This is a genomic window from Alteromonas sp. M12, assembly GCF_037478005.1.
Classification (GTDB): Bacteria; Pseudomonadota; Gammaproteobacteria; order Enterobacterales; family Alteromonadaceae; genus Aliiglaciecola; species Aliiglaciecola lipolytica_A.
Genome location: NZ_CP144164.1, coordinates 1,544,728 through 1,571,332 on the forward strand (window position 1 = coordinate 1,544,728; position 26,605 = coordinate 1,571,332).

Annotated in this window: 21 protein-coding genes, 2 tRNA genes and 2 pseudogenes; 7 read left to right on the forward strand and 18 right to left on the reverse strand. The window is 40.2% G+C overall.

What is annotated here, in order from left to right:
- Positions 1-275: 275 nt before the first annotated feature.
- The gene (locus tag VUI23_RS06640; RefSeq protein ID WP_342808252.1) at positions 276-1,454 is read right to left on the reverse strand and encodes an MFS transporter; all 1,179 of its coding nucleotides are present in this window, start codon (positions 1,452-1,454) and stop codon (positions 276-278) included.
- Between the two features lie 155 nt (positions 1,455-1,609).
- On the opposite strand from VUI23_RS06640, the gene VUI23_RS06645 reads away from it, so the two are divergent.
- A complete protein-coding gene (locus VUI23_RS06645; protein ID WP_342808254.1) occupies positions 1,610-2,491 on the forward strand; it encodes a LysR family transcriptional regulator in 882 nt (293 codons plus the stop codon).
- A 95-nt stretch (positions 2,492-2,586) separates the two neighbouring features.
- Here VUI23_RS06645 and VUI23_RS06650 read toward each other — a convergent pair.
- From VUI23_RS06650 to VUI23_RS06715, 14 genes and pseudogenes are all read right to left on the reverse strand, one after another.
- Positions 2,587-2,823: pseudogene (locus tag VUI23_RS06650) on the reverse strand (endonuclease III); the annotation flags it as partial.
- A 234-nt stretch (positions 2,824-3,057) separates the two neighbouring features.
- Complete coding sequence (locus VUI23_RS06655; RefSeq protein WP_342807420.1) at positions 3,058-3,573, reverse strand: hypothetical protein; 516 nt, start codon at positions 3,571-3,573, stop codon at positions 3,058-3,060.
- 209 nt (positions 3,574-3,782) lie between these two features.
- Positions 3,783-4,043 (reverse strand): annotated as a pseudogene (locus VUI23_RS06660) (endonuclease III); the annotation flags it as partial.
- Positions 4,044-4,596: 553 nt separating this feature from the next.
- A complete protein-coding gene (locus VUI23_RS06665; RefSeq protein ID WP_216050247.1) occupies positions 4,597-5,040 on the reverse strand; it encodes a DUF3015 family protein in 444 nt (147 codons plus the stop codon).
- Positions 5,041-5,051: 11 nt separating this feature from the next.
- Positions 5,052-6,893: a DUF4105 domain-containing protein gene (locus tag VUI23_RS06670; protein ID WP_342807422.1), complete on the reverse strand. Its 1,842-nt coding sequence runs from the start codon at positions 6,891-6,893 to the stop codon at positions 5,052-5,054.
- 195 nt (positions 6,894-7,088) lie between these two features.
- Complete coding sequence (gene nth, locus VUI23_RS06675) at positions 7,089-7,721, reverse strand: endonuclease III (protein ID WP_216050249.1); 633 nt, start codon at positions 7,719-7,721, stop codon at positions 7,089-7,091.
- A gap of 13 nt (positions 7,722-7,734) precedes the next feature.
- Positions 7,735-8,433 carry an electron transport complex subunit E gene (locus tag VUI23_RS06680; RefSeq protein ID WP_342807424.1) on the reverse strand — a complete coding sequence of 233 codons (699 nt, stop codon included), beginning with the start codon at positions 8,431-8,433 and terminating at the stop codon, positions 7,735-7,737.
- Position 8,434: 1 nt separating this feature from the next.
- Positions 8,435-9,097, reverse strand: coding sequence for an electron transport complex subunit RsxG (gene rsxG / locus VUI23_RS06685; protein WP_342807426.1), 663 nt, complete (start codon positions 9,095-9,097; stop codon positions 8,435-8,437).
- A 3-nt stretch (positions 9,098-9,100) separates the two neighbouring features.
- On the reverse strand, positions 9,101-10,213 hold the full coding sequence (rsxD, locus tag VUI23_RS06690) for an electron transport complex subunit RsxD (RefSeq protein ID WP_342807428.1): 1,113 nt from the start codon (positions 10,211-10,213) through the stop codon (positions 9,101-9,103).
- Positions 10,214-10,218: 5 nt separating this feature from the next.
- The gene (rsxC, locus tag VUI23_RS06695) at positions 10,219-12,561 is read right to left on the reverse strand and encodes an electron transport complex subunit RsxC (RefSeq protein ID WP_342807430.1); all 2,343 of its coding nucleotides are present in this window, start codon (positions 12,559-12,561) and stop codon (positions 10,219-10,221) included.
- 11 nt (positions 12,562-12,572) lie between these two features.
- Positions 12,573-13,127, reverse strand: coding sequence for an electron transport complex subunit RsxB (rsxB, locus tag VUI23_RS06700; RefSeq protein ID WP_216050254.1), 555 nt, complete (start codon positions 13,125-13,127; stop codon positions 12,573-12,575).
- Positions 13,127-13,708, reverse strand: a complete 582-nt coding sequence (rsxA, locus tag VUI23_RS06705; protein ID WP_216050255.1) for an electron transport complex subunit RsxA — start codon at positions 13,706-13,708, stop codon at positions 13,127-13,129. Before rsxA ends, rsxB begins: the two co-directional genes overlap by 1 nt.
- Positions 13,709-13,860: 152 nt before the next feature.
- Positions 13,861-13,937, reverse strand: a tRNA-Asn gene (locus tag VUI23_RS06710).
- A 21-nt stretch (positions 13,938-13,958) separates the two neighbouring features.
- Positions 13,959-14,035: transfer RNA gene (locus VUI23_RS06715), tRNA-Asn, on the reverse strand.
- A 1,072-nt stretch (positions 14,036-15,107) separates the two neighbouring features.
- Here VUI23_RS06715 and VUI23_RS06720 point away from each other — a divergent pair.
- From VUI23_RS06720 to VUI23_RS06730, 3 genes are all read left to right on the forward strand, one after another.
- The gene (locus tag VUI23_RS06720) at positions 15,108-16,472 is read left to right on the forward strand and encodes an MATE family efflux transporter (RefSeq protein ID WP_342807432.1); all 1,365 of its coding nucleotides are present in this window, start codon (positions 15,108-15,110) and stop codon (positions 16,470-16,472) included.
- 18 nt (positions 16,473-16,490) lie between these two features.
- Entirely contained in the window at positions 16,491-18,509 is a 2,019-nt protein-coding gene (gene uvrB, locus VUI23_RS06725; RefSeq protein WP_303500224.1) for an excinuclease ABC subunit UvrB, read from the forward strand.
- A gap of 228 nt (positions 18,510-18,737) precedes the next feature.
- Positions 18,738-19,661: a LysR family transcriptional regulator gene (locus tag VUI23_RS06730; protein ID WP_342807434.1), complete on the forward strand. Its 924-nt coding sequence runs from the start codon at positions 18,738-18,740 to the stop codon at positions 19,659-19,661.
- A gap of 63 nt (positions 19,662-19,724) precedes the next feature.
- Here the strand turns inward: VUI23_RS06730 and VUI23_RS06735 are convergent, their stop codons facing one another.
- Positions 19,725-21,359, reverse strand: coding sequence for a M28 family metallopeptidase (locus VUI23_RS06735; RefSeq protein WP_342807436.1), 1,635 nt, complete (start codon positions 21,357-21,359; stop codon positions 19,725-19,727).
- Positions 21,360-21,425: 66 nt separating this feature from the next.
- Here VUI23_RS06735 and VUI23_RS06740 point away from each other — a divergent pair, with 66 nt between their 5' ends.
- On the forward strand, positions 21,426-22,499 hold the full coding sequence (locus VUI23_RS06740; RefSeq protein ID WP_342807438.1) for a DUF3025 domain-containing protein: 1,074 nt from the start codon (positions 21,426-21,428) through the stop codon (positions 22,497-22,499).
- Between the two features lie 11 nt (positions 22,500-22,510).
- On the opposite strand, the gene VUI23_RS06745 is transcribed toward VUI23_RS06740, so the two are convergent.
- Complete coding sequence (locus VUI23_RS06745; protein ID WP_216050261.1) at positions 22,511-23,215, reverse strand: YIP1 family protein; 705 nt, start codon at positions 23,213-23,215, stop codon at positions 22,511-22,513.
- Between the two features lie 236 nt (positions 23,216-23,451).
- Here VUI23_RS06745 and VUI23_RS06750 point away from each other — a divergent pair, with 236 nt between their 5' ends.
- Both VUI23_RS06750 and VUI23_RS06755 read left to right on the forward strand, forming a co-directional pair.
- Positions 23,452-24,237 (forward strand): ATP-binding cassette domain-containing protein, encoded by a 786-nt coding sequence (locus VUI23_RS06750; protein ID WP_342807440.1) that lies wholly within the window; start codon positions 23,452-23,454, stop codon positions 24,235-24,237.
- Entirely contained in the window at positions 24,237-25,430 is a 1,194-nt protein-coding gene (locus VUI23_RS06755) for an ABC transporter permease (protein ID WP_342807442.1), read from the forward strand. Before VUI23_RS06750 ends, VUI23_RS06755 begins: the two co-directional genes overlap by 1 nt.
- 56 nt (positions 25,431-25,486) lie before the next feature.
- Here VUI23_RS06755 and VUI23_RS06760 read toward each other — a convergent pair whose 3' ends face one another.
- The gene (locus tag VUI23_RS06760; protein ID WP_342807444.1) at positions 25,487-26,452 is read right to left on the reverse strand and encodes a transposase; all 966 of its coding nucleotides are present in this window, start codon (positions 26,450-26,452) and stop codon (positions 25,487-25,489) included.
- Positions 26,453-26,605: the final 153 nt, after the last annotated feature.

Genomic DNA, 26,605 nt, shown 5'->3' on the forward strand with positions numbered 1-26,605 from the left:
TGGACTAGTAAAGCCTGCCCTTAATGCCATTTTCTATTAGTATATAGCTGGCTTTTGATTTAAATTAAAGCCTTTAAAAACAACCTCAGTGGCATAGTAGTTCAAATAGAGCGCTAGAAATATACACAAAAACCGCCTCCTATCTTAATCGCAAAAATATCAGCGGTCACTTTTGACAACAATAGCGCCCCCCAAAAAAGTCTGAAACTGATAATAATATCAATACTAAACGCTGTTTCACTAAATAGGACGTAAATGGGGTTTAAATACAAACTTTAACTAAACTTTAAGTTTCCCGCATTTCTATCAAGCATTCCACTATAGCGAGTTAAAACAAGTGCAACTAAAACAACCATTGCACCAACCCAAGGAGTATTCATCAAACCATGTTCAGCAACAATATAGCCACCTCCCCATGCGCCCAATGCAATACCAACATTAAAAGCAGCAATATTTAATCCAGATGCGACATCTACTGCATCAGGAGTGTACTTTTCGGCTAGTTTAACTACGTAAACCTGCAAACCGGGTACATTTCCAAAAGCAAATGCTCCCCAAATCAGAATAGTAAACACTGCTGTAATAGCGTTATAAGCGGTGTAGTTCAACATTAATAATATGCCGGCAAGACCTGCGAAAATGATGGTTAATGCTTTAATTGGACCCAAATTATCAGCCATTTTACCACCCCAGATATTGCCTACAGCGACTGACACACCATAAACTAGCAGTATCAGCGCAACAGAACTTGAATTAAAGCCGCTCACCTCATTAAGGATTGGGGCTAAGTAGGTAAAGGCGATAAACGTTCCCCCATAACCAATAGCGGTAATTGCATAAACTAATAGTAATCTAGGGTGTGTTAATACTTTTAACTGTGATGAAATGTGAGTAGTTTTAGCTTGTTTTAAATTATTAGGCACTAGAATAGCACTGCCAATCATAGCTAATAAACCTAAAATTGATACTGTTAAGAAAGTAGCCTTCCAGCCAAACACCTGACCTATAAAAGTGCCTAGTGGTACACCTGTGACTAACGCTACAGTTAACCCTGTAAACATTATGGCGATGGCACTTGCTCCTTTTTCTTTAGGCACCAAACCTGTTGCAATAGTAGATCCAATTGAAAAGAAAACACCATGAGCCAATCCTGTTAAGATTCGGGCTATTACCAATGCTTCGAAACTCGGTGCTTGCCAAGCAACTAAATTTCCAATGACAAACAATCCCATCACTGATAATAAAACATGCTTTCTATTCCACCTACTTGTTAGCGCAGTTAATACAGGTGCTCCTATGGCTACACCTAAAGCATAGAGGCTAACCAATAAACCTGCTGAAGGTATAGATATATTAAGGTCTTGAGCCATTGTTGGCAGTAATCCAACAATCACGAATTCTGTTGTTCCTATGGCAAAAGCGCTAAGCGCTAATGCTATCAATGCTAGTGGCATCATTGTCTCCAAAATAATATGTTTAATAGATGTAAAGTAACCAGTTAAAGTAAACCGCTTCTTTTATTTGTTGATGCAATTATTAACTGATAGACTTTTGTAATAAATAACGTTATTTGCAAAATACTTTTGTAATAAATGAGGTTAATTTGAATTTGAAAACAAGATCTGATGACTTAGAACTTTTATTGGCTGTCATAGAGTTTGGTGGCTTTTCTGCCGCAGCAGATGCACTTAATATTCAGGTCGCTCGTATTTCCCGTTCCGTTTCTAAAATTGAAAATGCTCTCAACACGACTATTTTAAATAGGACTACTAGGCGAGTGATGCTAACCGATACAGGTAAAAAGTTTATCGATTCGGTAAGTTTAGGATTGCAACATATTCAACGTGCTGAAGCAGACATTATTGCTATCGGTAAGATGCCTCAAGGTAAATTGCGTGTTGACGCTGCTAGTCCATTTATATTTCACCAATTAACTCCACATATAAGTTCATTTCTTAAAGCTTATCCTGAAATAGAGATAGAACTGAATTCCAACGAGGGAATTATTGATTTAATTGAAAAGCGCACAGATGTTGCGATAAGAATAGGAAAATTAGAAGACTCGACTCTGTATGCGAGAACCTTAGGTAGAAGTCCTCTTTTTATTGTCGCATCCCCGGAATATATTGCACAAAATGGTGAACCTAAAACGCTTAATGAGCTTAAAAGGCATAATTTAATTGGTTTCTCTAATATAAAGTCACTCAATCAATGGCCTATTAAAGATTGGGGTAACGTAATTCCAACAATGACAGCTAGCAATGGAGAAACCATTCGGCAACTCGTTTTATCTGGAAATGGTATCACTTGTTTATCTGGTTTTATGGTTAATGGCGATATTGAATCAGGTCGACTCATATCATTGCTTGAGCCATATAGGCAAGTTGGTACTGACCGTGAATTGATTAATGCTGTTTACTATAAATCCTCTTCGGTTGCAGAGAATGTGACTGCTTTTATTGATTTTATTAAGCCAAGGTTAACATTATAGTCGTTCATCTAATTGTCTGCTTTGCCCGGCAGTTGCCATCATTGATCAGAGGTGAGAGGCAGTTAGTCACTTATATTGAAGGGAAGTTACTCGGTTTAATCCTTAAACCCACACAAGTCTTCAATAATACACGCGCTACAGCGAGGTTTGCGTGCCACACAAATGTATCTGCCATGTAATATCAGCCAATGGTGCACGTCCACTTTAAATTCAGCCGGTACCACTTTAAGTAGTTTCTGTTCTACTTGATCGACATTTTTACCCATGGCCAGTTTGGTGCGGTTCGACACTCTGAATATATGGGTGTCAACAGCTATGGTGGGCCAGCCGAAGTATAAGAAAGGTTGATGTTTGGCTTTACATCTACGTGATTGACTGTTTTGTGCTAAATAGCAGACTTTCGTACCATCGTTATTTAAGATCTGCTTTTTTGGCCAAAGCGGATATCACATGCGTAAGCTAACTATCTGGAGCAAGAAATAATACAGTTGGTTCTGCAAAGGTTGTAAGAGCCTCACAAATTATCCCGTATTGCAGCATGCTGTTAGATGAACTAGTCAAAACTCTTATGCAGACAATCTCGCCCAGTCAATCTTATCTTTGTAACCTTGCGGTTGCTGATCAATCGCTTGCATTACTTTCTCTAGTATTTGTGCTGCCGGTGTGCCCTTTTCTCGCTCCTGCCTAATCATGTGCTCGTTACGTTCACGCAGCGCAGCATTTTGACGTCCAAAAAGTGCTTCGCTTTCTTTAGTTACAGGCTGGCCGGTTACTGTATATATCGCTCCGCTACCGGTTGCCATATCGAGATTAGAAATATCTTGCAACGAGTGATTAAGTTCGTGAGCATAACCAGCCAGCATCTCTTCAGCTGTTTGCTCATCTCTATTCGCCAGTTGCACCGCCCGACTATTGGCAAACTTATTATTATTTGCTTGCGCGGCAAGCTCTAAAGCGGATTCTGACAGGGTAACTTTGTCTTTAGGAGTCGCTGGATCATCGGCAACCGTTTGCCGTCCCATGGTTTCCCGTTGTCCATAAGCTTGCAAAGAGTTTGACGCGTAACTGGAAGATATCTGCATTGTCTTTAGCTGATAATTGAATGTTAATAACTATGAAGCAATTTTAAGACCAATTCGCTTTTGGTAGTACGTATGTACATTCGTTACTAATCCACTCTAAGCTCTGATTATTTGTTTTCTTTCCTGTTGTACAATGTTCACTATCGCCCAAAGCGTACCTGATGAAAATGCTAAGTTAATTCCCCAATTCACTTAAAATGGACCTAGGGCTATTCCGTTTTATCTTTGAATTCACACAAACCTTCGACAATACAGCTGCCGCAACGTGGTTTACGGGCTACGCAGGTATAACGGCCGTGAAGAATAAGCCAATGATGCACATCTACCTTGAACTCGGCAGGTACTATTTTAAGAAGTTTTTGTTCGACCTCATCGACGTTTTTGCCCATGGCCAGTTTAGTGCGATTGGAAACGCGGAAAATGTGGGAGTTCATGGCGATGGTGGGCCAGCCAAAAGATAAGGAAAGTAGATATGGAGAAGTTAAATTTTAGTAATGCTATCCAACTAAAATGGAAAGTTGTGTTAGCTTGCTGACAGACTTTTGATTGTATATTGCTGAGCTAATTCAACGTTATATCGAGTCATATATTAAGAGCTATTAGAACCTACAGTAAGCTTATCGATGTGAACGCTACTGCTCAAATGTGATTGAAGAATAAAAACAGGTTAAGGTTTTATGTCTGTCAGAGAATAGCAATTAGCAGCGTTATTTTCAGGGATAGTTACAAAAGTTGTAGGCACCTAAATTTAAGTAATCAATCTGTTTTTTTGGTAAGTAAATATAATAGGAATGAGACGATAGAGAGCGATTATCGCTTGTGATGTTGAGCCTCGACAATTAATTTACCTAAGTGACTGTTGTGCTAGTCCCATACCATCAAACGCTTTGATGGGCGCTACGGTTGTATCGTTTGTCTATGTGTTTACGAAAGATAAGAGGTAAAATGCTACAACCAGTGATCCGTGCTACGTTTCACTGGCAATTATTTTAATACGGTAGGAAAACTGACCTAATTTCGCACTTAGATGCTTGCAACAACAATGTTATAAACACTTTCAGGCGTAGCTGAATTAGCAGCAATTGCAATAGCTGCATTGCTACGGACATTTGCAATAACGTCTGCACGCGAATCAATTTCAACTTCTAGAATATCGAGTATTGCGTTTAAGTGGTCGCCTTCACCTTGGCTGATTTGTTCAACAACGATATCAAAGTTTTGTTGAATAAAAAGACCTGCGGTAACGTCGATACCTTTGCAGCTGTCTTGCGAAGAAACATTTGAAGACACGGCTGTTGTACCAAGATCCCAAATAACGTTAGAAATCGCCGCTGCGGTTCTATTGTCATCAAAAATCATTGCACCAATACCACATTGCTTCCACGGATTAACTTTCTTTTCCTGCGCCGTTGCAGAAGTAGATAAGCAAGCTGTAACTAAAGCAATTACAAGTGTAGTTTTTTTCATAATTGTTATCCTCAATAATATAAAGAAAAATTAATGGCATACTCAAACGATTCATCATAGTTAATCGATGTCCGTATATCATATGAACGGTGTTCCAAAAAACGCTGTTCGAATGCCAAATATTTACGATCTTGTGTCAGATCATTTAAGTACGACTGATACCCTATTGCTAGGAATACAGCATATTGCGGTGTGATGTTAAACACTCCACCTATCTCGGGTCCTGCAGAAAGATATCCACCAGACTCGTTAGATCCTCTTGCACTTACAGAAAGTGCTCCGTAAGCAGCCAAGCTTTTTCCACGTGACCATGCTTTACCTATAAAACCGTCAACGTATGCGTTAGAACAACGAGTACAGGATAACGATTGTGGTTTGTAGCCTACAGCGACCTTCCACGCATACTCGCTATCAAAGGGTAAGTCAGTATTAGAAGCGTTAAGATTAATAATGCGTAATAGTGTCAATTCTCGCATCTCAAGAGATGAGTTATCCTGAGAATACAATAATCTCAAATCGAAGGTGCTTAGTTCTGAAAACGGAATACGCGCAGCGTTGACGCTCAGTAAATCATAGTAGTTCGCTCGAAATCGCAGTTCTAATGCTTCTCCAAATTTTTCATTGTGCACTGCGCTGACCTGAAGCATCGTCGTATCTTGCGCCATATGTGGCGGTTTCTGGATTGGAGTTACCCATTGTGTTTTACCTGCGGGTAGCGCAAAGCGCGCTAATAATAGTTCTTTCTTTTTTGCTGCTTGTTCTTCATCTAACTCACTTTCTTTTACTTCTATGAAAGCGTAATAGTCATATAGCGTATCTATAACTTTTTTGGCCGATTGTGATGTGAGTTTGACTAATACTGAACTTACTTTTATTGAAGATGTTCCTATGATTTCAACAAGACTTTTCTTTTCTTGCTTGCTGAGCTGATTCCACTTAGCGTACAAGGCTTCTTGCCGAGATCCTCGATAAGCGACATCGACAATAAGATGATGCTCAGCGTCGTGTCTATTGAGCATCATAATAAGGTCATATGGCATTACCCATGATTTATGGGGTGCAATTATCGGGACATCTATGACAAGTTCAAGCAATTTTGCGAGCTGGAATGCACAATTTTGCTTAAAAAAGTAATACTTCATTTTTGTATTTTCTAATTCATATAAATGGGCAAGTAAAAATAAAATATCATCTTCGCCAATATTGAGCTTATATTCCCATAGGTCCCTAAGCTCTGACTCATTATAAGTCAAATGTTGGTGGTGATATTTTTGGTTGGAAAACTTACCTTCGTAACCTCCAAAAATACCTTTTGCTACATACACTAACGGAGATTCATTTTCAGGTACCTTTGCGCCATAAGAAAACGTATTATCGAGCAGGTTATGTTCAACCTCATCGTTAAATTTTAAAAACACGTGCCCGTACATTGAAGCAGGATTGCCTAAATATCCACTTGCATATATGAGACTCATACTTTGGGTTTGAAAGGCATCTAAATACGCTTTGTAGCCTTCGCATTGGGTTTTTGGGAGAGCTAAATTTGGAAAATTCTTGACGATAAAAATTGCACGGGCTGGAAACTGACATTGAGTGTGTGCAACGTTAGTCAAAGCATCGATCGTCGCGATTAATTCAGCTTTAGCGTCTTTTCTTCCATCTGGCGATAAAAAAAAGTCTGAAGTGTTAACGCCGCTTCTTGCTCCATGAAAATAGCCAGCCTCAAAATGTAAGAGCTTGTGCCAAACAGCACTATTACTGACTGCCGTTACTAATGATTGATCATTGACGAAAACAGATGCTTTACTAGCTGATGGGGCTAAAAATAATATTACAACAAACAATCTGAACACAGAATCCATGCCTTGAGGTTAATTTGATTGAAATTCCTTTCCAGTCAATACCAGTAAGTATACGCTTAAAAAAAAGTAGGTCAATAAATTGTCCGGGCGTGAGATTCAGGCAAATTAAATGTCGTTACGTTTTGTCATTTCGGCTAATTCTTCAATCAGCGAGTCTGTTCTTTCCCCGAAGCCGTTTATCGAAGACTACTCAATTTTATCCTTAAACTCACACAAATCTTCAATAACACACGCGCCACAGCGAGGTTTGCGGGCCACACAGATGTATCTGCCATGTAAGATTAGCCAGTGGTGTACGTCCACTTTAAATTCAGCGGGCACCACTTTAAGCAGTTTTTGTTCGACCTCATCGACGTTTTTGCCCATGGCCAGTTTAGTGCGATTGGAAACGCGGAATATGTGGGTGTCTACGGCGATGGTGGGCCAGCCGAAGGCGGTGTTGAGTACTACGTTAGCGGTTTTACGTCCCACGCCGGGTAGGGCTTCTAAGGCTTCACGGTTTTCGGGCACTTCACCGCCGTGTAAGTCCACCAACATTTGGCAGGTTTTCATGGTGTTGACGGCTTTGGTGTTAAACAAGCCTATGGTTTTGATATAAGATTTAAGCCCGTCTAAGCCTAAATCTAATATGGCTTGTGGTGTATTGGCCACCGGGTAAAGTTTGGCCGTGGCTTTATTGACGCCCACATCTGTGGCTTGAGCTGATAACAATACGGCTATCAATAATTCAAAGGGACTAGAATAATTCAATTCTGTGGTTGGCTCAGGATTTTCTGCTCGCAGTCGCGTCAGAATTTCCCGACGTTTTTGGTTATTCATGACTTCAACTACCTTAACTTTCCGCCGTCACTCTGGCGCGCTGTACCACTTTATCTTGTTGTGGTGTCACCACCCAAGATTCAACCCGTTTATCTAACGCATTCTTAAGAGCAATAAGTAACCCCATGCCGAGGAAGGCACCTGGCGGCAGTATGGCTAGTAAAAAAGGGCTATCGGTTTCGAATACCGTCACTTTTAACACACTTGCCCATTCACCGAACAGTAAGTTGGCACCAGAGAATAGGGTGCCATAACCTAAGAGTTCACGCATGCCTCCCAAAATCACTAGCACAAGGGTAAAACCAAGCCCCATCATCAAACCATCGAATGCAGCATGACCCACAGGGTTTTTCGACGCGAAGGCTTCTGCACGTCCAATGATGGCACAATTGGTGACTATCAAAGGAATGAAAATGCCTAGCGCTTCATAAAGTCGAAAAGTGTAGGCATTCATTAACAATTGCACAACGGTAACAAAGCCGGCAATTACCATCACAAATATTGGTATACGAATTTCATTAGGGACTAAATTACGCACCAATGAGACTGTGCAGTTTGAGCCAATTAATACCAAAGTTGTGGCAAGACCTAAACCTAACCCATTGATGACTGTCATGGTCACAGCTAGGAGTGGACATAGTCCCAGCAGTTGTACTATGGCGGGGTTATTTTTCCATAATCCTTGCCAACTGAGTTCTTTAAACTGATTCATCTTATTCTACCTTGCCGTTAATTGGCTGGTCTTTCATGGCTTCACAGGTCTTTGTGGCGTTAAAAAGATCTTGCTGGTGGTGCTGAAAATATAACACCGCATTTTTGACCGCTTTTACCACTGCCCGTGGGGTAATAGTTGCGCCGGTAAATTGATCAAATTGGCCACCGTCTTTTTTCACTTGCCAATCTTTGTGGTTATCAGTAGTAACAGACTTGCCAGTAAATGCAGTAATCCAATCAGTGATACGGATATCGATTTTGTCACCTAACCCTGGAGTTTCTTTATGATCCAAAATACGTACTCCGGTCACTTCCGATTGCATATTAATGCCTACTATTAGCTCAATTTTACCACTGTATCCGTCTGGCGCAGTTGTTTCAATTGCAACCGCTGAAGGCGCGTTGTTCATTCTTGCTAAATATACGGTCTGGGGGTCTTTCGAGCCTAAATATTCAGTATCTACAACCTGAGTGCAATCATGGTGAATATCATTATCGTATAAAGACTGCGGAATAATTGCGTTCAAAATAGCCAGGCGCTTTTGTATTTGCTGCTCGGTTATTTGATCTTCAGTTACGGCATAGGTTATGGCTATGATCGCCGTTGTCACTAAAGCAAACGCGGTGAGTTTAAGACCATTGCTAACGATACTTTGTTTCATTAACTAGTCCTCCTTACCTGTATTTCCGCTATCTATCTGTTTGACTTTAATCACGTTTTTGTGTTCTGTGTGATGGCCATAAGTCCTTGGTCTGGTGTAATAATCAATCAAAGGAACACCCATATTCATGATCAATACAGCAAATGCGATCGCATCAGGGTAACCCCCCCAAGTACGAATAATGTATACCCATGCACCTATCCCAAAACCAAAAATTATACGTCCTCGATTGGTGGTGGTCGCGGATACCGGATCGGTGGCAATAAAGAACACCCCAAGCATGAAGCCACCACTGAATAGGTGGAACATTGGACTTGCATAGACTCCATCATCTACCAAGTACATAACCAGTGACAATCCTATAATGCCAGCAATCATACCTACCGGAATATGCCATTTAATGACATTTACTTTTAATAACAGTAAACCGCCTAAAAGATAGGCAAAATTGACCCAAAACCAGCCTACGCCCAGACCATTATTAAATACTGCGGTTTGCACGCTTTCCTGTACGGTTAAGCCTTGGGAAATTGCGGTTTTGACAGCATCAAGAGGGGTGGCCATTGTATAGCCATCAACGTGAGTTCGCAGTTGCTCAATACTGTAACCGTCAGCACTAAAGCCGCTAAAAATGATACTAAATGAATCTAAAAATGATTGTGGAAATTGGCTTAATGCTTGTGGAATCGCCCAAGTAGACATTTGCACTGGAAACGAGATAAGCAGCATCACATAAGCCGCCATGGCAGGGTTGAATAAATTAAACCCTAATCCACCGTAAAGTTGTTTGACTATCGCAATGGCAAAAATACTACCTATTACTGTGATCCACCAAGGAGCAAATGGTGGAATACTCACGGCGATTAAAAAAGCGGTAACCAAAGCACTGCAATCTTTTATCGCGACTTCAAAATTCTTTTTACGCATTTCAAGAATGGCAGCTTCAGTGACTATTATGGTGATGCTGGCGATCATAAAATGAATTAATGCTCCCCAACCGAAAAACCATGTTTGTACAGCTAAGCCTGGAATACCTGCATACATAACTAAACGCATTACCTGACCAGTATTACGTTTTACTCTTTGGTGGGGCGAGCTGGCAAATTTAAAACTCATGGGGATTAACTTTCATCCTTGTCTGCTGTGGAGCTAGACGGCTTTTTAGCGGCCTTTTCGGCACGCTTTAGTTTCGCAATACGATTTTGTTCTCGTGCTTTTGCGACTGCGGCTTCGACTTTTTGCTTGCGAATTTGTGCAGCAGTTAATTTTTCTGGTTGCTGGCTTGTTTGCAACTCATCATTAGCGACTTCAGGTTGTTCTGAATTTTTTTCAGTGGATATTTGTTTTTCTACCGATGGACTTGCTGCGGGCTTAGCGTTAGCTAATTTTTTAGCCTTGGCTTTGGCAATTGCCGCTGCTATTGCTTTTTGTTTTGCTGTGGGCTCTGATTTTTCCTGATGCACATCTTCAGTTTGCAGTTGTTGTTGCTCGTCGGTAACTGGCGTCGTTTTTAGCGCAGTCTCTGTTGCTGCTACTGTTTTTGCTGTTTCAGCTTGTTGCGCCTGCTTAATCGCTTCGCGTTTTGCTTTTGCTTTAGCGATAGCAATCGCCACTTTTTCTTGTTTGTTGGAATTGGCAGCTTTGGCTGGTGCTTCAGGTACAACATCACTTGTTGTGGGAGCTTTATTTGCGTCCGTTTCTTTTATTCCAGTATTGCTATCTTCCGACGCGGGGTTGGCTTCTTTTACCGCCGCTTCCTTGGCCGCTGCGCGTTTCGCTTTGGCTCGAGCAATAGCCGCTGCAACTTTGTCTTGTTTGCTATTATTAGCTGTTTGCGGTGCTTCTGAGGCTTCGCTTGTTTGTGCTTTTTGAGGAGAAGCTTGTTGCGACTCTAACTGAGCCGAGTTGGCTTGTTTTTTAGCTTTTGCTCGAGCTAAGGCCGCCGCTATCTTGTCTTTCGCATCATTGCCTTTTTCGCTCATTGCTTTTCTGCGCGCTTCGGCCGCTTTGGCATGTTTTTCTTCGCGCTCTTTTTGCTCTCTTTCTAAGCGTTCTTTACGTGCCTCGAATCTTAATCTGGCTTTGTCGGCTTGTGCTTTTTCCTGTTCTTGGGTGCGTATATCGGCTTTGGCAACACGATAATAGTGAACCAGTGGAATTTCACTGGGGCAAACGTATGCGCAGGCACCACATTCAATACAATCAAATAGGTTTAATTCATTGGCCTTTTCATATTCTTTCGCTTGGCTGTGCCAAAATAATTGTTGTGGCAGCAAGCTAGCAGGGCAGGCGTCTGCACAGGCACTGCATCGAATACAAGGCTGCTCTGCGCCGGGGGCTTGAATTTCATTGGCTGATGGGGCAAGTATACAATTGGTTATTTTAACCACCGGCACCTGATCATCAACAATTTCAAACCCCATCATAGGCCCACCCATAATGAGCTTTCGATCCCGCTGTTTGTGAGCCTTATATTGACCAATTTCCAATAAATGTGAGATGGGTGTACCTATGGGCGCCCAAACGTTCTGCGGACGTTTGAATGCTTGTCCGGTTAACGTAACCACGCGCCGAATAAGAGGAGTCCCAGTAAAAATAGCATCGGCAATGGCGAAACAGGTTCCTACGTTTTGCATAATGACACCCACATCAATGGGCAGTCCGTTTCCGGGGACTTCGCGATTAGTTAAAATTTGAATCAGTTGTTTTTCACCGCCCGCGGGGTATTTGGTTGGGATGGCAACAACTCTGTACTTAGCATTTTCCTGACAAGCAACTTGCATAGCTTCAATTGCTTCAGGTTTATTGTCTTCAACCGCAATAATCACTAACTTTGGTGCTAACAGGTGCACTAAAATATCAATACCTTGTCGAATCTGCCATGCATGCTCGCGCATCAGCCGATCGTCAGACGTTATGTAGGGCTCACATTCCACACCATTGATAATCAAAAATTCAACATTTTTCTTCGGAGACGATTTAATATGGGTTGGAAAACCAGCTCCTCCCATACCGCTAATACCAGCATTACATATTGCTTCAACGATTTTTGATTTGGGTTTTTGTTGATAATCTAAAATAGGGTTAAGGGGAGCCCAGGTTTCAAATTCATCGGTAGTTATTTCTATAGCCAGCTCTGGCAGGCCGGAAGGGTGAGCTGAAACATGGGGTCCAATGTGACGAATGTAACCCGATGTGGGGGCATGTACAGGGACCGAAAAGGGATTTGTACTATGACTCAAAGGTTGTCCTTTGAGTACTCGATCGCCTTCCTTGACTAATAAGCCTCCCTCTACGCCAATATGTTGCTTCACCATAACATGCAGAGTTTTTGGCATGGTTATAGTTTCAATGGCTTTTTGATTAGAGAGTGATTTCAGCTCAGGTGGATGCACACCACCATGAAAGTCCCACAATCGGCCTTGATTTAATCGTTGTAAAATACTGTCATAATCAGAATACAATTTAAACTTCCTCAATTGACTTGTTTTACTGGAATAGCATCGAGTTGCCATCGCCATGAAGAAGTATTCTGTTCAACCGGAATCATGTCGATACAATCAACTGGACAAGGCTCGACACACAAATCACATCCGGTACATTCATCTTGAATAACAGTATGCATTTGTTTGGCTGCACCAATAATCGCGTCCACTGGGCAAGCTTGAATACATTTAGTACAGCCAATACATTCATCTTCGCGAATAAAAGCGACTTTTTTGACGTCTTCTTGTCCGTGGGCGGCATCTAAAGGTTTCGCTTCAACCCCCATTAACTCGGCCAATTGTTTGATGGTGGCGTCTCCACCAGGAGGGCATTTGTTAATGTCATCACCGTTAGCAATGGATTCTGCATAAGGACGACAACCTGGAAAGCCACATTGGCCACATTGGGTTTGAGGTAAAAGTGCATCTATTTGTTCGACTAGGGGATCACTTTCAACGCGAAATCGAATCGCGGCATAACCGAGTATCGCGCCGAAAATAAGCGCCATGATTCCTATTACAATAAGTGCGATCACTAACGTCATTAAAACTTCACCAAACCAGTAAAGCCCATAAATGCCATCGACATTAAGCCCGCGGTAATCATTGCTATGGAAGCTCCTTTAAAAGGAGAGGGCACATTTGCAGCAGCTAATCGCTCACGCATAGCAGAAAAAAGTATTAACACTAAGGAGAAACCAAGCGCGGCGCCAAAACCATAAATAACCGACTCTACAAAATTATGATCTTGATTAACATTAAGTAAGGCAACACCTAAAACCGCACAATTGGTGGTGATAAGCGGTAAAAAAATACCAAGTAAACGATATAAGGTTGGACTTGTTTTATGCACCACCATTTCAGTAAATTGCACAACTACTGCTATAACGAGTATAAAACTCAAGGTGCGCAGATAACCCATACCTAGTGGCTGAAGAACATAATGTTCGACTAAGTAGCTGGTTAAAGAGGCGAGGGTAAGTACGAAAGTCGTTGCCATTGACATGCCAATCGCAGTTTCTAACCGGTTAGACACACCCATAAACGGGCATAGACCCAGAAATTGGACCAATACGAAGTTATTTACCAGTACTGTACCTACTAATAAAACTAAAAATTCACTCATTTGATATGTGTATCGCCCAACGATGATGCAAACAGTGTCTATTATCTCTGTTTACAGACCGATTAACAACTTGATATTCATAAGGTTATTGCGGCCAAAATTTAGCCAAATTTGTACATTAAAAAGATATTAAGAGATAGAGCCAGGAGATTTGGCTCCCCCTCCCCGACTCGAACGGGGGACCTGCGGATTAACAGTCCGTCGCTCTAACCAACTGAGCTAAGGGGGAATCAAATTGTGTCGTTGAAGTTGGCTCCCCCTCCCCGACTCGAACGGGGGACCTGCGGATTAACAGTCCGTCGCTCTAACCAACTGAGCTAAGGGGGACCTGATTTCAACGGAGGCGAATATTAATGAGCATCAACCGTTCTGTCAATACAATATCTTAGTTTTTTAGGCTTTCTTTCAAATTGATTGAATAAGCAGCTATTTTCGCTTTAAAAATAGCTCATATTTAGCAGTTAGCGCTATTTTTATTACTCAAACTCGATTTTGATAAAATTAAAAATTTTAAAAAAAACTACTTTTCCGGCTAAAACAACATCTCTTTTTCTTTTAGCAAATTAGAAAAGCACTAAAAAATTTCGCGTACTAGATATAAAAAACTTCAAGCTGTCATTTTTAAAATTTAGAAAGAACTGTTTTTACGTTACAAATTAGCAACTAAATTGCGCAATAATTCGGCAATAAAAGTGCCAGAATTACTTTGAACTTTAATTAGCAAAAATACAGCTTACTATACTATTTTGTTATAAAGATTTAGTTGATCACTGTGTTTTACAACAGTGTTTAATAAATCTGAAACATAAACTTATAGCCCGTCAGGTTAGCGTTGACTTACCTAATTTTTAGTCACATTACTGTAACATAGCGGCTTTATTGGTGTTAGTGCAGTTATCCACTAATCCTGTGGATAAGTTTGTGTATAACACTTGAAAATAACAAAATCTAATTTGTTTAAAGAAGTCAATATAGCATTTGATATTTTTATGAAAAAATATTTTATTCTTTATTATCAATGGTTTATTGTGTTTTCGATAGAAATTGCACCAAGGTGGTACATAAAGTTACCTAACATTCGTTTTCCTGTGTGTAGTTTTGCTAGGTAGATAGAATCTGTTTAGTAAGATGTTGAAAAATTGACAATTTATTAACATTTTTCGGCAGTTAATAAAAACTTAAAATTTTCCGTTCCGAGACGATCAGATCAATGGGATCCTTATCTAAGCAGTAAAAAATATATAAATAGGCATATATTCGAAAATCTGTCTGTCATATAATTATGCGCTTGCTTTCGCAGCGCAATTACACCCCAAATAAAGTAAAAAGTAGTTTAGACATAGTTAATTTTCACTATGTCTATTATCATTGTCGATTAGCCTTAACGAGTACAAATACAGTGAATGAGTCCAAAGCAACAAACCGAAACAATGATTTGCTGAATGGTCCCATTTTCGAAACATTAAGACGGATGACGTTGCCAATGATTTTGGCGATGATTATGTTGATGACGTTTGGATTAGCCGACACGTTTTTTGTGAGTATGTTGGGTACTGAAGAACTGGCAGCAATCAGCTTCACATTTCCTGTCACATTTACCATTATTAGCTTAAACATAGGTCTTGGCATCGGCACCTCAGCGATTATTGGTCGTTCCTTGGGGTCAGGTGAAACTCACTTAGCCAAGGAATTTGCCACTGGCGCTTTAATGCTCTCTTTTATTTTAGTCGGTGCGTTGGCTTTTATCGGTTATTTAACTATTGACCCTATTTTTCGTTTGATGGGGGCAACAGATGACTTATTGCCTTACATAAATGACTATATGGTGGTGTGGTATGCAGCGGCCATATTTTTAGCTGTTCCCATGGTGGGAAATAGTGTTTTAAGAGCCGCTGGAGATACTAAAACCCCCAGTATTATTATGACCTGTGGTGGCATAATTAACGTTATTTTAGATCCCATCTTTATTTTTGGTTGGGGACCCGTTCCAGCGATGGGAATTCAAGGTGCGGCGCTAGCTACCGCTATTGCTTGGGGAATAGGGCTGCTCTATATATTGTATTTACTTGCCGTAAAACGGAAATTAATGCTTCCTCGGTTATTGACCTTAAAAGAGCTAAAGCTGACCAGTGGTGGGGTTTTACGAATAGGTTTACCTGCGGCTGGAGCCAATATGCTAACTCCAATTGCTGGCGGCATAATCACTGCAATTGCTGCTGGTTATGGTCCTGGAGCCGTAGCGGCTTGGGGCGTGGGAAGTCGCTTAGAATCGATTGCCAGTATCTTGGTGTTAGCACTATCAATGTCGTTACCTCCGTTTATCAGTCAAAATTTTGGGGCTAACAAAGTTACTCGAGTTGCTTCTAGTTACGTACTTTCGCTTAAGTTTGTACTCATTATTCAGCTAGTTGTTTACCTTCTTCTGTGTTTAGTCGCACCATTTGTTGCCTCTTTGTTTGCCGAAGAACAGCAGGTTGCAGACTTAATTGTTTTATTTTTGTATATAGTGCCCCTTGGTTATGGATTGCAGGGCGTTGTTATTCTCACAAATTCTTCCTTTAATGCCATGCATCAACCGATATCAGCATTGATCTTAAGCGTCATTAGGTTATTTTTGTTTTTTGTACCATTGGCTTATTTAGGAAGCGAGTTGTTAGATATTAAAGGCATGTTTTTTGGCATTATATTAGCTAATATTTGTACCGCAATTGTGGCTTACGTTTGGTTTACTAAGAGCATCGATACGCGACACCAACCTGCCTAATTAAGTAAGGAAAAAGAATTGAGTCGACCATTTGAATTATCCTCACATTATCAACCCGCGGGTGATCAGCCCCAAGCGATCGAAAAACTTGTCGATGGCTTGGAAAGCGGGTTAGCAAATCAAACATTGTTGGGGGTAACTGGTTCTGGTAAAACCTTTACAATGGCGAATATTGTCTCGCAAGTACAAAGACCGACGTTAATTCTTGCTCACAATAAAACCCTCGCAGCGCAATTATACGGAGAAATGAAAGAGTTTTTTCCTAACAACGCTGTTGAGTATTTTGTTTCTTACTACGATTATTATCAGCCCGAAGCTTACGTTCCGAGTACTGATACCTTCATTGAAAAAGACTCTTCCATAAATGACCATATTGAACAAATGCGCTTGTCAGCCACCAAGTCTTTGATGGAGCGTCGCGACGTTATTATTGTGTCGAGTGTTTCAGCTATTTATGGACTAGGTGATCCTGAGTCTTATATGAAAATGTTGTTACATTTGCGTCAAGGGGATTTAATGGATCAACGGGCTATTCTTCGTCGCTTAGCGGAGTTGCAATATGCTCGCAACGATGTCTCTTTTGAGCGTGGTACTTTTCGTGTGCGCGGTGATGTAATTGATATTTTTCCGGCTGATTCGGAGAAGCAAGGAATCAGAGTCGAGTTGTTTGATGAAGAAATCGATGCCATTCGATTATTTGATCCATTGACTGGCAGCGTTGAACAAACTGTTACTCGCGCCACTGTCTTTCCGAAAACGCACTATGTTACTCCACGGGAAAAGATCTTAGAGGCAATAGGGCATATTAAAGTAGAGCTCAAAGATCGCAGAGAACAACTGAAATCAGTACATAAATTAGTTGAAGAGCAACGCATAGTGCAGCGTACTCAATTTGATATGGAAATGATGCAAGAGTTAGGGTACTGCTCTGGTATTGAAAATTATTCTCGGTATTTATCAGGCAGAGCGCCTGGTGAGCCACCGCCAACATTATTAGATTATTTTCCAGCCGACGGTTTGTTGTTTGTGGATGAGTCGCATGTGACTGTTTCGCAAATTGGTGCCATGTACAAAGGCGACCGTTCTCGTAAAGAAACCCTCGTTGAATTCGGTTTTAGGTTGCCTTCAGCATTAGATAACCGACCATTAAAGTTTGAAGAATTTGAACAAATTTCTCCACAAACTATTTATGTTTCAGCCACGCCCGGTAAGTATGAAATTGAAAAGTCCGGTGACGATATCGTTGAGCAAGTTGTTAGACCAACAGGTTTGTTAGATCCTGAAGTAGAAGTGAGACCCGTTGCTAGCCAGGTTGACGACGTAATGTCGGAAATAAACTTGCGTGTGGTGAAAAACGAAAGAGTGTTAGTAACCACGCTAACCAAACGCATGGCGGAAGACCTCACGGATTATCTGGATGAACATGGCATTCGAGTAAGATATCTGCATTCAGACATAGATACGGTTGAGCGTATTGAAATTATCCGCGATTTACGATTGGGTAAATTCGATGTTCTAGTGGGGATTAACCTGCTTCGAGAAGGTTTGGATATGCCAGAAGTTTCATTAGTCGCCATTTTAGATGCTGATAAGGAAGGCTTTTTGCGCTCTGATCGCTCACTGATTCAGTCTATGGGGCGGGCTGCTCGAAACGTGAATGGCAAAGCAATACTCTATGCCGACCGAATCACTGGTTCAATGCAACGAGCAATGGAAGAAACCGAGCGCCGACGGGAGAAGCAACATCAACATAACCTTGATAATGGTATCGTGCCCACGCAATTAAACAAACCTATTACCGATATTATGGATATAGGAGAGGGTAATTCGGTGGATGTTGGTGGCAAAGTTAAATTGCGTAAAATTGCTGAAGCGAATAAAACATACAAAGCAATGACAGCCACAGAGTTGATGGCGAAAATTGCTGAATTAGAAAAGCAAATGTTCACTGCAGCCAGAGAGTTGGAATTTGAAAAAGCGGCGAGTTTACGAGATGAAGTGGAACTTCTTCGTGAGCAAAGTGTAAAACTATCTTAGGGGGATTGAAGATAGTTTTGCTATGTACTAATGGCTACTTACTTGTGATGACGAGAGTGTTGAGGGGCAAAAAGGTATGAGTTTAGATAAGGTTGTGACTTTGAGTTAAGTGTTTTAAATCCCTAAAACATCAATAGAATAAACTGTAATTAATGATTGTAATACAGTGGCAGCTTGCCTAATATAGCAATTAGAGTATCTATTTATATACCTTAACTTGGTGTTTTTATGTTAAACCGCTTACAAGAATCAGACATAAAATTGTTACGTGTTTTCTATGCTGTCGCCTCATGCAACGGCTTCACCGCTGCTGAACCTGTGCTTAGAATGCAACGTCCGAATATCAGTGCTGCAATTAAAAAGCTCGAAGAAAGATTAGATCTAGTGCTTTGTCATCGAGGCCGTGGCGGTTTCCAAATGACCAAAGAGGGTGAAGTAGTTTTTCAGGAAACTAAACGAATCTTTAATGCTTTTGATAATTTTGTGTTTAACTTGAAGAGTTTACATGATGATTATTCTGGCCATATCACACTAGTATTGATGGCTGGATTACCTCTTTCTATGCAGTTAGCTGTTAGTAAAGCAGTTAAAAGCACAATGAAGAAGTTTGATGATATTCACGTCAATATACAAACCCGACTTTACAATGAAGTTGAGCATGTGGCCTTATCCGGCGAGTGTCATTTAGTTATCTCAACTTATGACATGGTAAAACCAGAATCGGTAACCTTCCATACTGTTGATCATATTTGTCATGGAAGATTATATTGCGCCCCTTCACATCCGTTGGCTAAGTATAAAGAAGATTTACCTGAGACCGTGAAGATAGAAGATTATCCGGCAATTGGGATTTCAGGGTTGTCCTCAGCTAATTATATTCAAGATGAAAGACGTTTAGCTATTCAAACGTTTTCTGACTCTTTCGATGGCTGCATGTCGGCTATCATGACTGGTGAGTATGTAGGTTTGTTGCCTGATTATATGACCAAAGAACAAGGCGCTGGCTTGGGTTTAGTCCCTGTTGGTGGTGGTAATATGTTCAAATTTGAACATGAGTTATTTGTTATGAACGGCAAAAATACACGCTTAAACCCAGTATTGCGTCACTGCATTAAAGAGCTCAGTCACTTTATCAAAGAAAGTCAGAAGTAAATGTGAATTTTAATTCATAAAAAAATGCCAGCATAATTGCTGGCATTTTTGTTTTAGATAGTTTTAACGCTGAAATTCGCTGGTTTTACTCCATTGTGGCCAATCATTTGAGTTGGCAATGCTGTAGCCCACATCGAATAACATTTGCGTATCTTCTTGAATGCCGCCAAAGTCCCAGTTTTCTCTGAATTGATCACATACCTGATGGTAACAACCTTTTACTACTACACTGGCGCGTTTACGATATTTAGCGGTCGCTTCGTTTATTGGTTCGTTGCCACCTTTAGCATAAAGGGCAGGGACCCCTTGTTTTGCGAAACTGAAATGATCGGAACGATAATATGATCCAGCTTCCGGTCTATCTTCTTGTGTCAGATAACGGCCTTGCTTAGTGACGGCTGACTGAAGATAGTTCTCTAAATCAGATTTCCCCATTCCCACAACTGAAACATTTTTTGTTCTGCCTAAAACGTTGAGGGCATCCATGTTTAGATTTGCTACGGTTTTATCTAACGGAATAATTGGGTGTTCGGAATAGTATTTAGAGCCAAGCAAACCTTGCTCTTCAGCTGTTACAATTAAAAAGGTAATTGAACGTGCTGGACGAATAGAAAGCTCTGAAAATGCTTTTGCCATAGTTAAACTGGCGGCTACCCCTGTCGCATTATCGTGAGCACCATTATAGATTTGGTCCCCTTTTAAACTGGTGTCCATGCCTAAATGATCCCAGTGCGCGGTGTAAATTATGTGTTCGTCAGGAGCGACGCTGCCAGGTAATGTTGCGATAACATTATTGCTCACTGACTTTTTCAGCTTACTGTTTATTGTAATTGAAGCTGTTGTGCCTAATGCTTTGGAGTAGGGGCCTTGCATTGCTTGCGCTTTTTCATGGCTGAAATCAAGGCCTGCTTCGGCAAACACTTTGTTGGCGGCTTCAAGACTAATCCAACCTTCTACCGCGACTCTGTCTGAGTTACCATTTTTGGAAACTAAACTGTATTGCGGGCCACTCCAGCTGTTGGATACAACTGACCAACCGTATGAGGCTGGCGCTGTTTCATGGACTATAATGGCTGCTTCAGCGCCTTGACGGCTGGCTTCTTCATATTTGTATGTCCAGCGACCATAGTAAGTCATAGTTTTACCTTGAAACTTACCACTTTCGGGATTTTCGAACCCAGGATCATTAACTAAAATGACCACGGTTTTGCCTTTTACATCTAGGCCTTCATAGTCATTCCAATTGTATTCTGGTGCATTTACACCGTAACCAACGAATACAATTTCGGAGTCATTCAGATTAACTTGGGCAGTTTCACGTTTCGAAGATGCAACCATATTTTTTTGGTATTCAAATGTATTTTGTCCCATGCGTAGTTGCATGTTTGGATCAGCAGTAATTTCCATTAATTCCACTGCTTGAAGATAACTATTACCATTGCCAGGTTGAAATCCTAGCGTTTTGAAATTATTCACTAAATACTCAAGGGTTTTCGTTTCCCCTGCTGAGGTTGGTGCTCTACCTTCAAATTCGTCAGACGATATAGTTTTGACGTGCTGTTTCAACTCCTGTTCACTGATGCTGTCATACACCTGCTGGAAGTTACTTTGCGGACTATTGCTGTCTGGGAGTTGTTCACATCCGGCCAAAGCCAAAATCGAAAAAACAACGGGAAAAATAAAACGTCGTGATTGCATATTGTTACTCTTATTATTACATTTGCGTCCAGTATAAGAAATCCATCAAAAAGACTCTAGTAGCTAATGACAACACTTAACCCAACATCGCCTAGCGAATGCCAAGAATTGTGGACAGGCATTGCAAAAAGGCCGCCTTTTACTGAGCTTGAACAGCGTTATAGCTTAACTAAATTTGAGCACTTATTGCATGCAGACACGCTCAACACTTTAAAAAATAGGCTTATTACCACAGAGAATGGCTCTACCCAACGTGGACATACCCAACGTGGACAGGCACCGCAAAATACCCAACGTGGACAGGCACTTCAAAGCAGCCTAGCGTCTCTTGAACGTGGACAGGCACCGCAAAATGATTTCAGTCAGAGTTTGAATCATGGACAGGCATGTCAAATTGATTTTAAACAGTCTTTTAAATGTCAAAATTCCATGTCTGATTCGGAAGACTATTACGAAACCATCATTTTCAAAGACAAAATTATTCCTACCCGACCTAATTCTTGGCATGACTTATTTAATGGTTTGATTTGGCTTAATTTTCCTAAAACTAAAACACTTTTAAACGAGTGGCATGTTGAAGATATTCAATCCCATGGTTTAACACCGCGTACCCATCGACGAAACCAAATTACACTGTTTGATGAATGTGGCGTTATTTTGGCTGTCTCGGATCCACAAATATGTGAAAACCTGTCTAATCATCAATGGCAAAAGGTTTTTATTGAAGACAGACATAAGTGGGCAAATTATAACTCGTATTTACATCACGATTTGGAGCGGCTAAATAACCAGGACAGTCATGTTAAAAATAACCAAGACAGTCATGTTAAGATGCCGGCAGCTAAAGCGTTTGTTTTTGGACACGCAAATTATGAAATGCTTCTAAATCCTTTTATCGGGTTGACTGGGAAATGGTTAGCTATAAGAGTTGATAACAGTTTTTTCGAGGAAAATTATGATCGGCAGTTAACTATTTTAGATTCTGCTATTTATGACCTTTTAAATCGTAAACATTTGCTTTCAAACTCGAGAAAACTATCACCCATTCCGCTTTTAGGCATACCAGGTTGGCACTTAGCAAACGAGAACGAAGACTTCTACATGAATCAGGACTACTTCAGACCAGCTCGCTCAAAATAACTTTGCCATGGTTATTTCATTAATAACAAGAAAAACCACAGTACTATTATTATTGCAAAAGGCGCAATTGCAATTGTATAAATCTTCGAACTGTTAAATTTGGTCCAGCGGCTAAGCCCCACAGCTATCAGGTAAATACTAAAAAATAGTTCAGGCTTTATTAAATTAGCTAACCCATACCACTTTGATCCTTCGTCTAAACTTAACCAATACGACAAAGCTAGAGGGTTTAATTGGCCAATGGAAATTTGATTGTTTTCAGCTAAAGTCAGGCTGATTAAGGCCGCAATAAAACCAATTACCGAGGGTAACGAGACCCACCATGTAAAACCGTACCAATCTGTAAACCCATTAATACACTCATCATCTGTTTTAGCGACTAAATTGAGATAAGCAGCAAGTATCAAATTGATGATTACTTGGAATAAAAAAGCAACGATAAGCATACCAGTAACAAGAAAATCTGGTTTGATTTGCGCTCGAATATTATTTTGTTCGGCAGGACTAAGATTACCAGCTGTACTATTAACGATAAAATCACGATACCATTCAAAATCAACAAAATTGTAATATAAATATATTGGTAGTAATACAAAACTCATAACTAATATGAAAGGTATCCAAGACCAATTATTATTATTGTTAGCAGCTTCAAAAACTCCATTTGGTTTTGTGAATATTTGTAGAGATGCTTGGAATGGATTAGTGGGTTGCATAACAAAGGTGCTCTCGTTAGGTTAAAGTTTTTCTTGATTCACTCTAAATGGCGTAGTTGTTTTATTTTGTATAAATGTAAAGCAGAACTTTTTCAATTATATGTAATAAATCCAGCAAGTTATACACTATTGAACAAGTATGTCCGAATTACAGGCATTTGCTTGAATATTGACTGTTTAGTTTACTTTATAAATCTGTAGAGTTTATCTAGCTAAAATGCAATCAGGGAAAAGTAATGATAGAAATAAAGAGCTTAGCTAAAAAGTTTGAGGTTGAGAATCCCAAAAAACTTAGCGAGCAAGAAAAGAAAGATCCTCGCCTTAAAGGCCGGTACTTCCATTCTGTATTGGATGTGACGTTTAAAGTAAATAAGGGGGAGGTACTTGGTTTACTCGGCCCTAATGGGGCAGGTAAAACTACAACTTTAAGAATGCTATCTACGGCCCTGCAACCAAATCAGGGAAGTGTCTTTATAAACGACGTTAATGTATTAGAAGATCCCTTAGTTGCTCGTCAGAAAATTGGATTTCTATCAGGTTCCACAGGGTTATATGGTCGTTTGACTGGTCGTGAAAATATTGAGTATTTTGGACAGTTGCACGGTATGCATAAACAAGAAATCGAAAGTCGCATAACAGAATTATCAGACTTGTTAGAAATGGGAACTTTTTTGGATCGACGAAGTGAAAACTTTTCTACTGGAATGAAGCAAAAAACATCAATTGCCAGAGCTGTAGTCCATAATCCTGAAGTCGTTATATTGGATGAGCCAACTACAGGTCTAGACATAATGGCGACTCAAACTGTGCTGGATTTTATTCGTAGTTTGAAAAACAAAGATATCCCCGTCATTTTTTCGACTCACCATCTCAGTGAAGTGGAGGAGTTATGTGACAGAGTAACTGTTATTGATAAAGGGATAAGTCAGTTTGATGGCAGTCTTGATGAATTTAGGAGACAGGCAATAGATGGTAATTTACATGATGCTTTCTTAGCCACCATTCAAAAGGGAGTGTCATAATGTGGTTGGTGTTTTTAAAAGAATTAAAAGAACTAGTCAGAGATAAAAAAACGCTATTTTTTATGATTGCTGTTCCCATACTTGTAATGCCTGCTTTCGCTGGTATAGCTATTTATTTTGCGCAAAATGCCGCGACTGAAGCACAAAATAAAGTGTTGAATTATGCGTTGATAGGAGGACGGTACGCTCCTGATATTGATGCTAAATTAATGCAAATTGATGGTTTTAAAAGAGTTGAAATCAATCAGCAGACGGATTACAAAAAATTGATCCAAGAGAATACAGTCGATTTTGTCTTAGAAATTCCAGCAAATTACTCTGATGACGTTTTGCAATCTGGACAGGCACTGCTAAAACTTCATCTAAATGATTCTGGCTTGAATCGCGTTTTTTATCGTGTAAATGAAATAGTTGATGAACAACTTCAAAAATTAAGGGCGTCCGCTTTTGCTAAATTGAATTTATCAGAAGAACAACAAATTGCTGTATTAAATCCGATTATTCTAGAGAAAGTTAATACTGCTGACAGCCGCGAAAATTGGGGAGAGAAAATAGGTGGTTTAATACCTTACTTTATTTTTATATTGTGTCTTCAAGGGGCAATGTTTCCGGCTGCAGATTTAGGGGCGGGAGAAAAGGAAAGAGGAACCTTAGAGACCTTGTTAATTTCGCCTATTGAGCGCTACAAACTAGTATTAGGTAAATTTCTAACTATCGCCTTTGCAGGTTTAACTTCAGCACTCATTACCGTCACCAGCATGGCATTATGGGGGCTGATACTTAGTCAGGGTTTAGCGATTGAGTTTGTGGTGACATTTATGTCATCCATTGGCGCTGTAGACTTTATTCTAATGTTCCTGATGTTAATTCCCGTGGTAGCTATTTTCGCATCTATTTTATTAAGCCTGTCCATCTACGCTAAAAGTTACAAGGAGGCGCAAAGTTATATGGGGACGTTGATGATGTTGTTGTTTATCCCTATCTTTTTAGCCATGGCGCCCGGGGTTGAACTGAAAGGGATTTGGGCTTGGGTACCTTTAACTAACGTTGCATTGGCTATAAAAGAATTGATTAAAGGTACAATGGATTATTTTCAGTTGATTGCAATTTTCGGGTCTACGGCTTTGATTGCCGCAGGTTTGTTGGCATTTTGCGTAAACTGGTTTAATAAAGAAAAAGTTCTGTTCCGTTAATTGTAAATTGGTCGCATTAGAATTTGTGTTGCAGATATTATTCTTTAGGCTCTTACTCAATAATAATTATCTGTGACACTTAGTATTCTTTTCCTGTTCGTATGTTCTTTGAATCGTTTTAAGGCGTGATAACTACCTGCTGCAAGACCATAAATCGCTTCGAATTGGTGACTGAGAGTAAACCAAGTTGATTCAATAAAATTCAGTTTGGTTAGAATACTCTGTTGAGAAGTAGTAACTAAATTGTCATGCGATGGATTGGATATTTTAGCTGTTTCCCTCACTAAGCTTATATAATCGATCAAATTTAAAGGTAAGCACGACTCTTTGTCATTTTCAGAAACAAAAGGCATTAATTCGCGAGGTTGAATACCTTTTTGAAATGCCGCAATGCGTCGTTTAATGCTAGTGTGACTCGAAGTTTCAGGTGTAGCCTCTATCTTAGCTCTAATAGGGTTTAAATCGACATATACCATGCAAGCGGTTAGCGCTTTTTCGTCTAGCAACGCTTGGGATTTAAATCTACCTTCCCAAAAATGCCCAGTACACTTATCTTCTAGATTTGCCCGTCGAGCAATCGGTTCATTCAACTCGCGCATAAACCAACTAATATCAAATAAGCGCTGACGATATATTGATATTGTATTATTGAGGGCTTGTCTTTGGGTTTCGTTCAATTCCGGTGATTTAGTTTGGATAAACTGCAGAGCTAATTCGGTTGGCTTGTGTATTTTTTGCCAATTTTTGATGACGTCTGTGTCTGATAAACCAAGTGCTTTAGTTTTATTTACATGCAATACCACGTGAATATGGTTGTTCATGACTGCATAGGCACATACATCAATGCAAAAAACAGATGTGAGTAATAATAATCGGTCCTCAACCCATTGGCGTCGATGTTCATAATTTTGACCGCTATGAGTGTCTATGCCACATAGGTAGGCACGGCGAACGCACCTAGATACACAGTGGTAATACGGCGTATCAACCAGGCTAATTTGATGCTTCCTTGCAACAGGCATTTTTTAATCCATTTTTAATGCAATTCACAATAGCTTAGTAGTAATTTTGGTAATGAGAAGTCTAGTTTAAATTGAATTCAGGTCTAGTTTGGTTGCCTGTCCACAAATTGTAGTTTTGGTGCCTGTCCACGATTTAGTAGTTTTGGTGCCTGT

Bases quoted from the DNA above. Each gene is read 5' to 3' on its own strand.
- VUI23_RS06640 (WP_342808252.1), bottom strand. From the start codon at position 1,454: ATGCCACTAGCATTGATAGCATTAGCGCTTAGCGCTTTTGCCATAGGA.
- VUI23_RS06655 (WP_342807420.1), bottom strand. From the start codon at position 3,573: ATGCAGATATCTTCCAGTTACGCGTCAAACTCTTTGCAAGCTTATGGA.
- VUI23_RS06665 (WP_216050247.1), bottom strand. From the start codon at position 5,040: ATGAAAAAAACTACACTTGTAATTGCTTTAGTTACAGCTTGCTTATCT.
- nth (WP_216050249.1), bottom strand. From the start codon at position 7,721: ATGAATAACCAAAAACGTCGGGAAATTCTGACGCGACTGCGAGCAGAA.
- VUI23_RS06680 (WP_342807424.1), bottom strand. From the start codon at position 8,433: ATGAATCAGTTTAAAGAACTCAGTTGGCAAGGATTATGGAAAAATAAC.
- rsxG (WP_342807426.1), bottom strand. From the start codon at position 9,097: ATGAAACAAAGTATCGTTAGCAATGGTCTTAAACTCACCGCGTTTGCT.
- rsxD (WP_342807428.1), bottom strand. From the start codon at position 10,213: ATGAGTTTTAAATTTGCCAGCTCGCCCCACCAAAGAGTAAAACGTAAT.
- rsxB (WP_216050254.1), bottom strand. From the start codon at position 13,127: ATGACGTTAGTGATCGCACTTATTGTAATAGGAATCATGGCGCTTATT.
- rsxA (WP_216050255.1), bottom strand. From the start codon at position 13,708: ATGAGTGAATTTTTAGTTTTATTAGTAGGTACAGTACTGGTAAATAAC.
- VUI23_RS06730 (WP_342807434.1), top strand. From the start codon at position 18,738: ATGTTAAACCGCTTACAAGAATCAGACATAAAATTGTTACGTGTTTTC.
- VUI23_RS06735 (WP_342807436.1), bottom strand. From the start codon at position 21,359: ATGCAATCACGACGTTTTATTTTTCCCGTTGTTTTTTCGATTTTGGCT.
- VUI23_RS06740 (WP_342807438.1), top strand. From the start codon at position 21,426: ATGACAACACTTAACCCAACATCGCCTAGCGAATGCCAAGAATTGTGG.
- VUI23_RS06745 (WP_216050261.1), bottom strand. From the start codon at position 23,215: ATGCAACCCACTAATCCATTCCAAGCATCTCTACAAATATTCACAAAA.
- VUI23_RS06750 (WP_342807440.1), top strand. From the start codon at position 23,452: ATGATAGAAATAAAGAGCTTAGCTAAAAAGTTTGAGGTTGAGAATCCC.
- VUI23_RS06755 (WP_342807442.1), top strand. From the start codon at position 24,237: ATGTGGTTGGTGTTTTTAAAAGAATTAAAAGAACTAGTCAGAGATAAA.
- VUI23_RS06760 (WP_342807444.1), bottom strand. From the start codon at position 26,452: ATGCCTGTTGCAAGGAAGCATCAAATTAGCCTGGTTGATACGCCGTAT.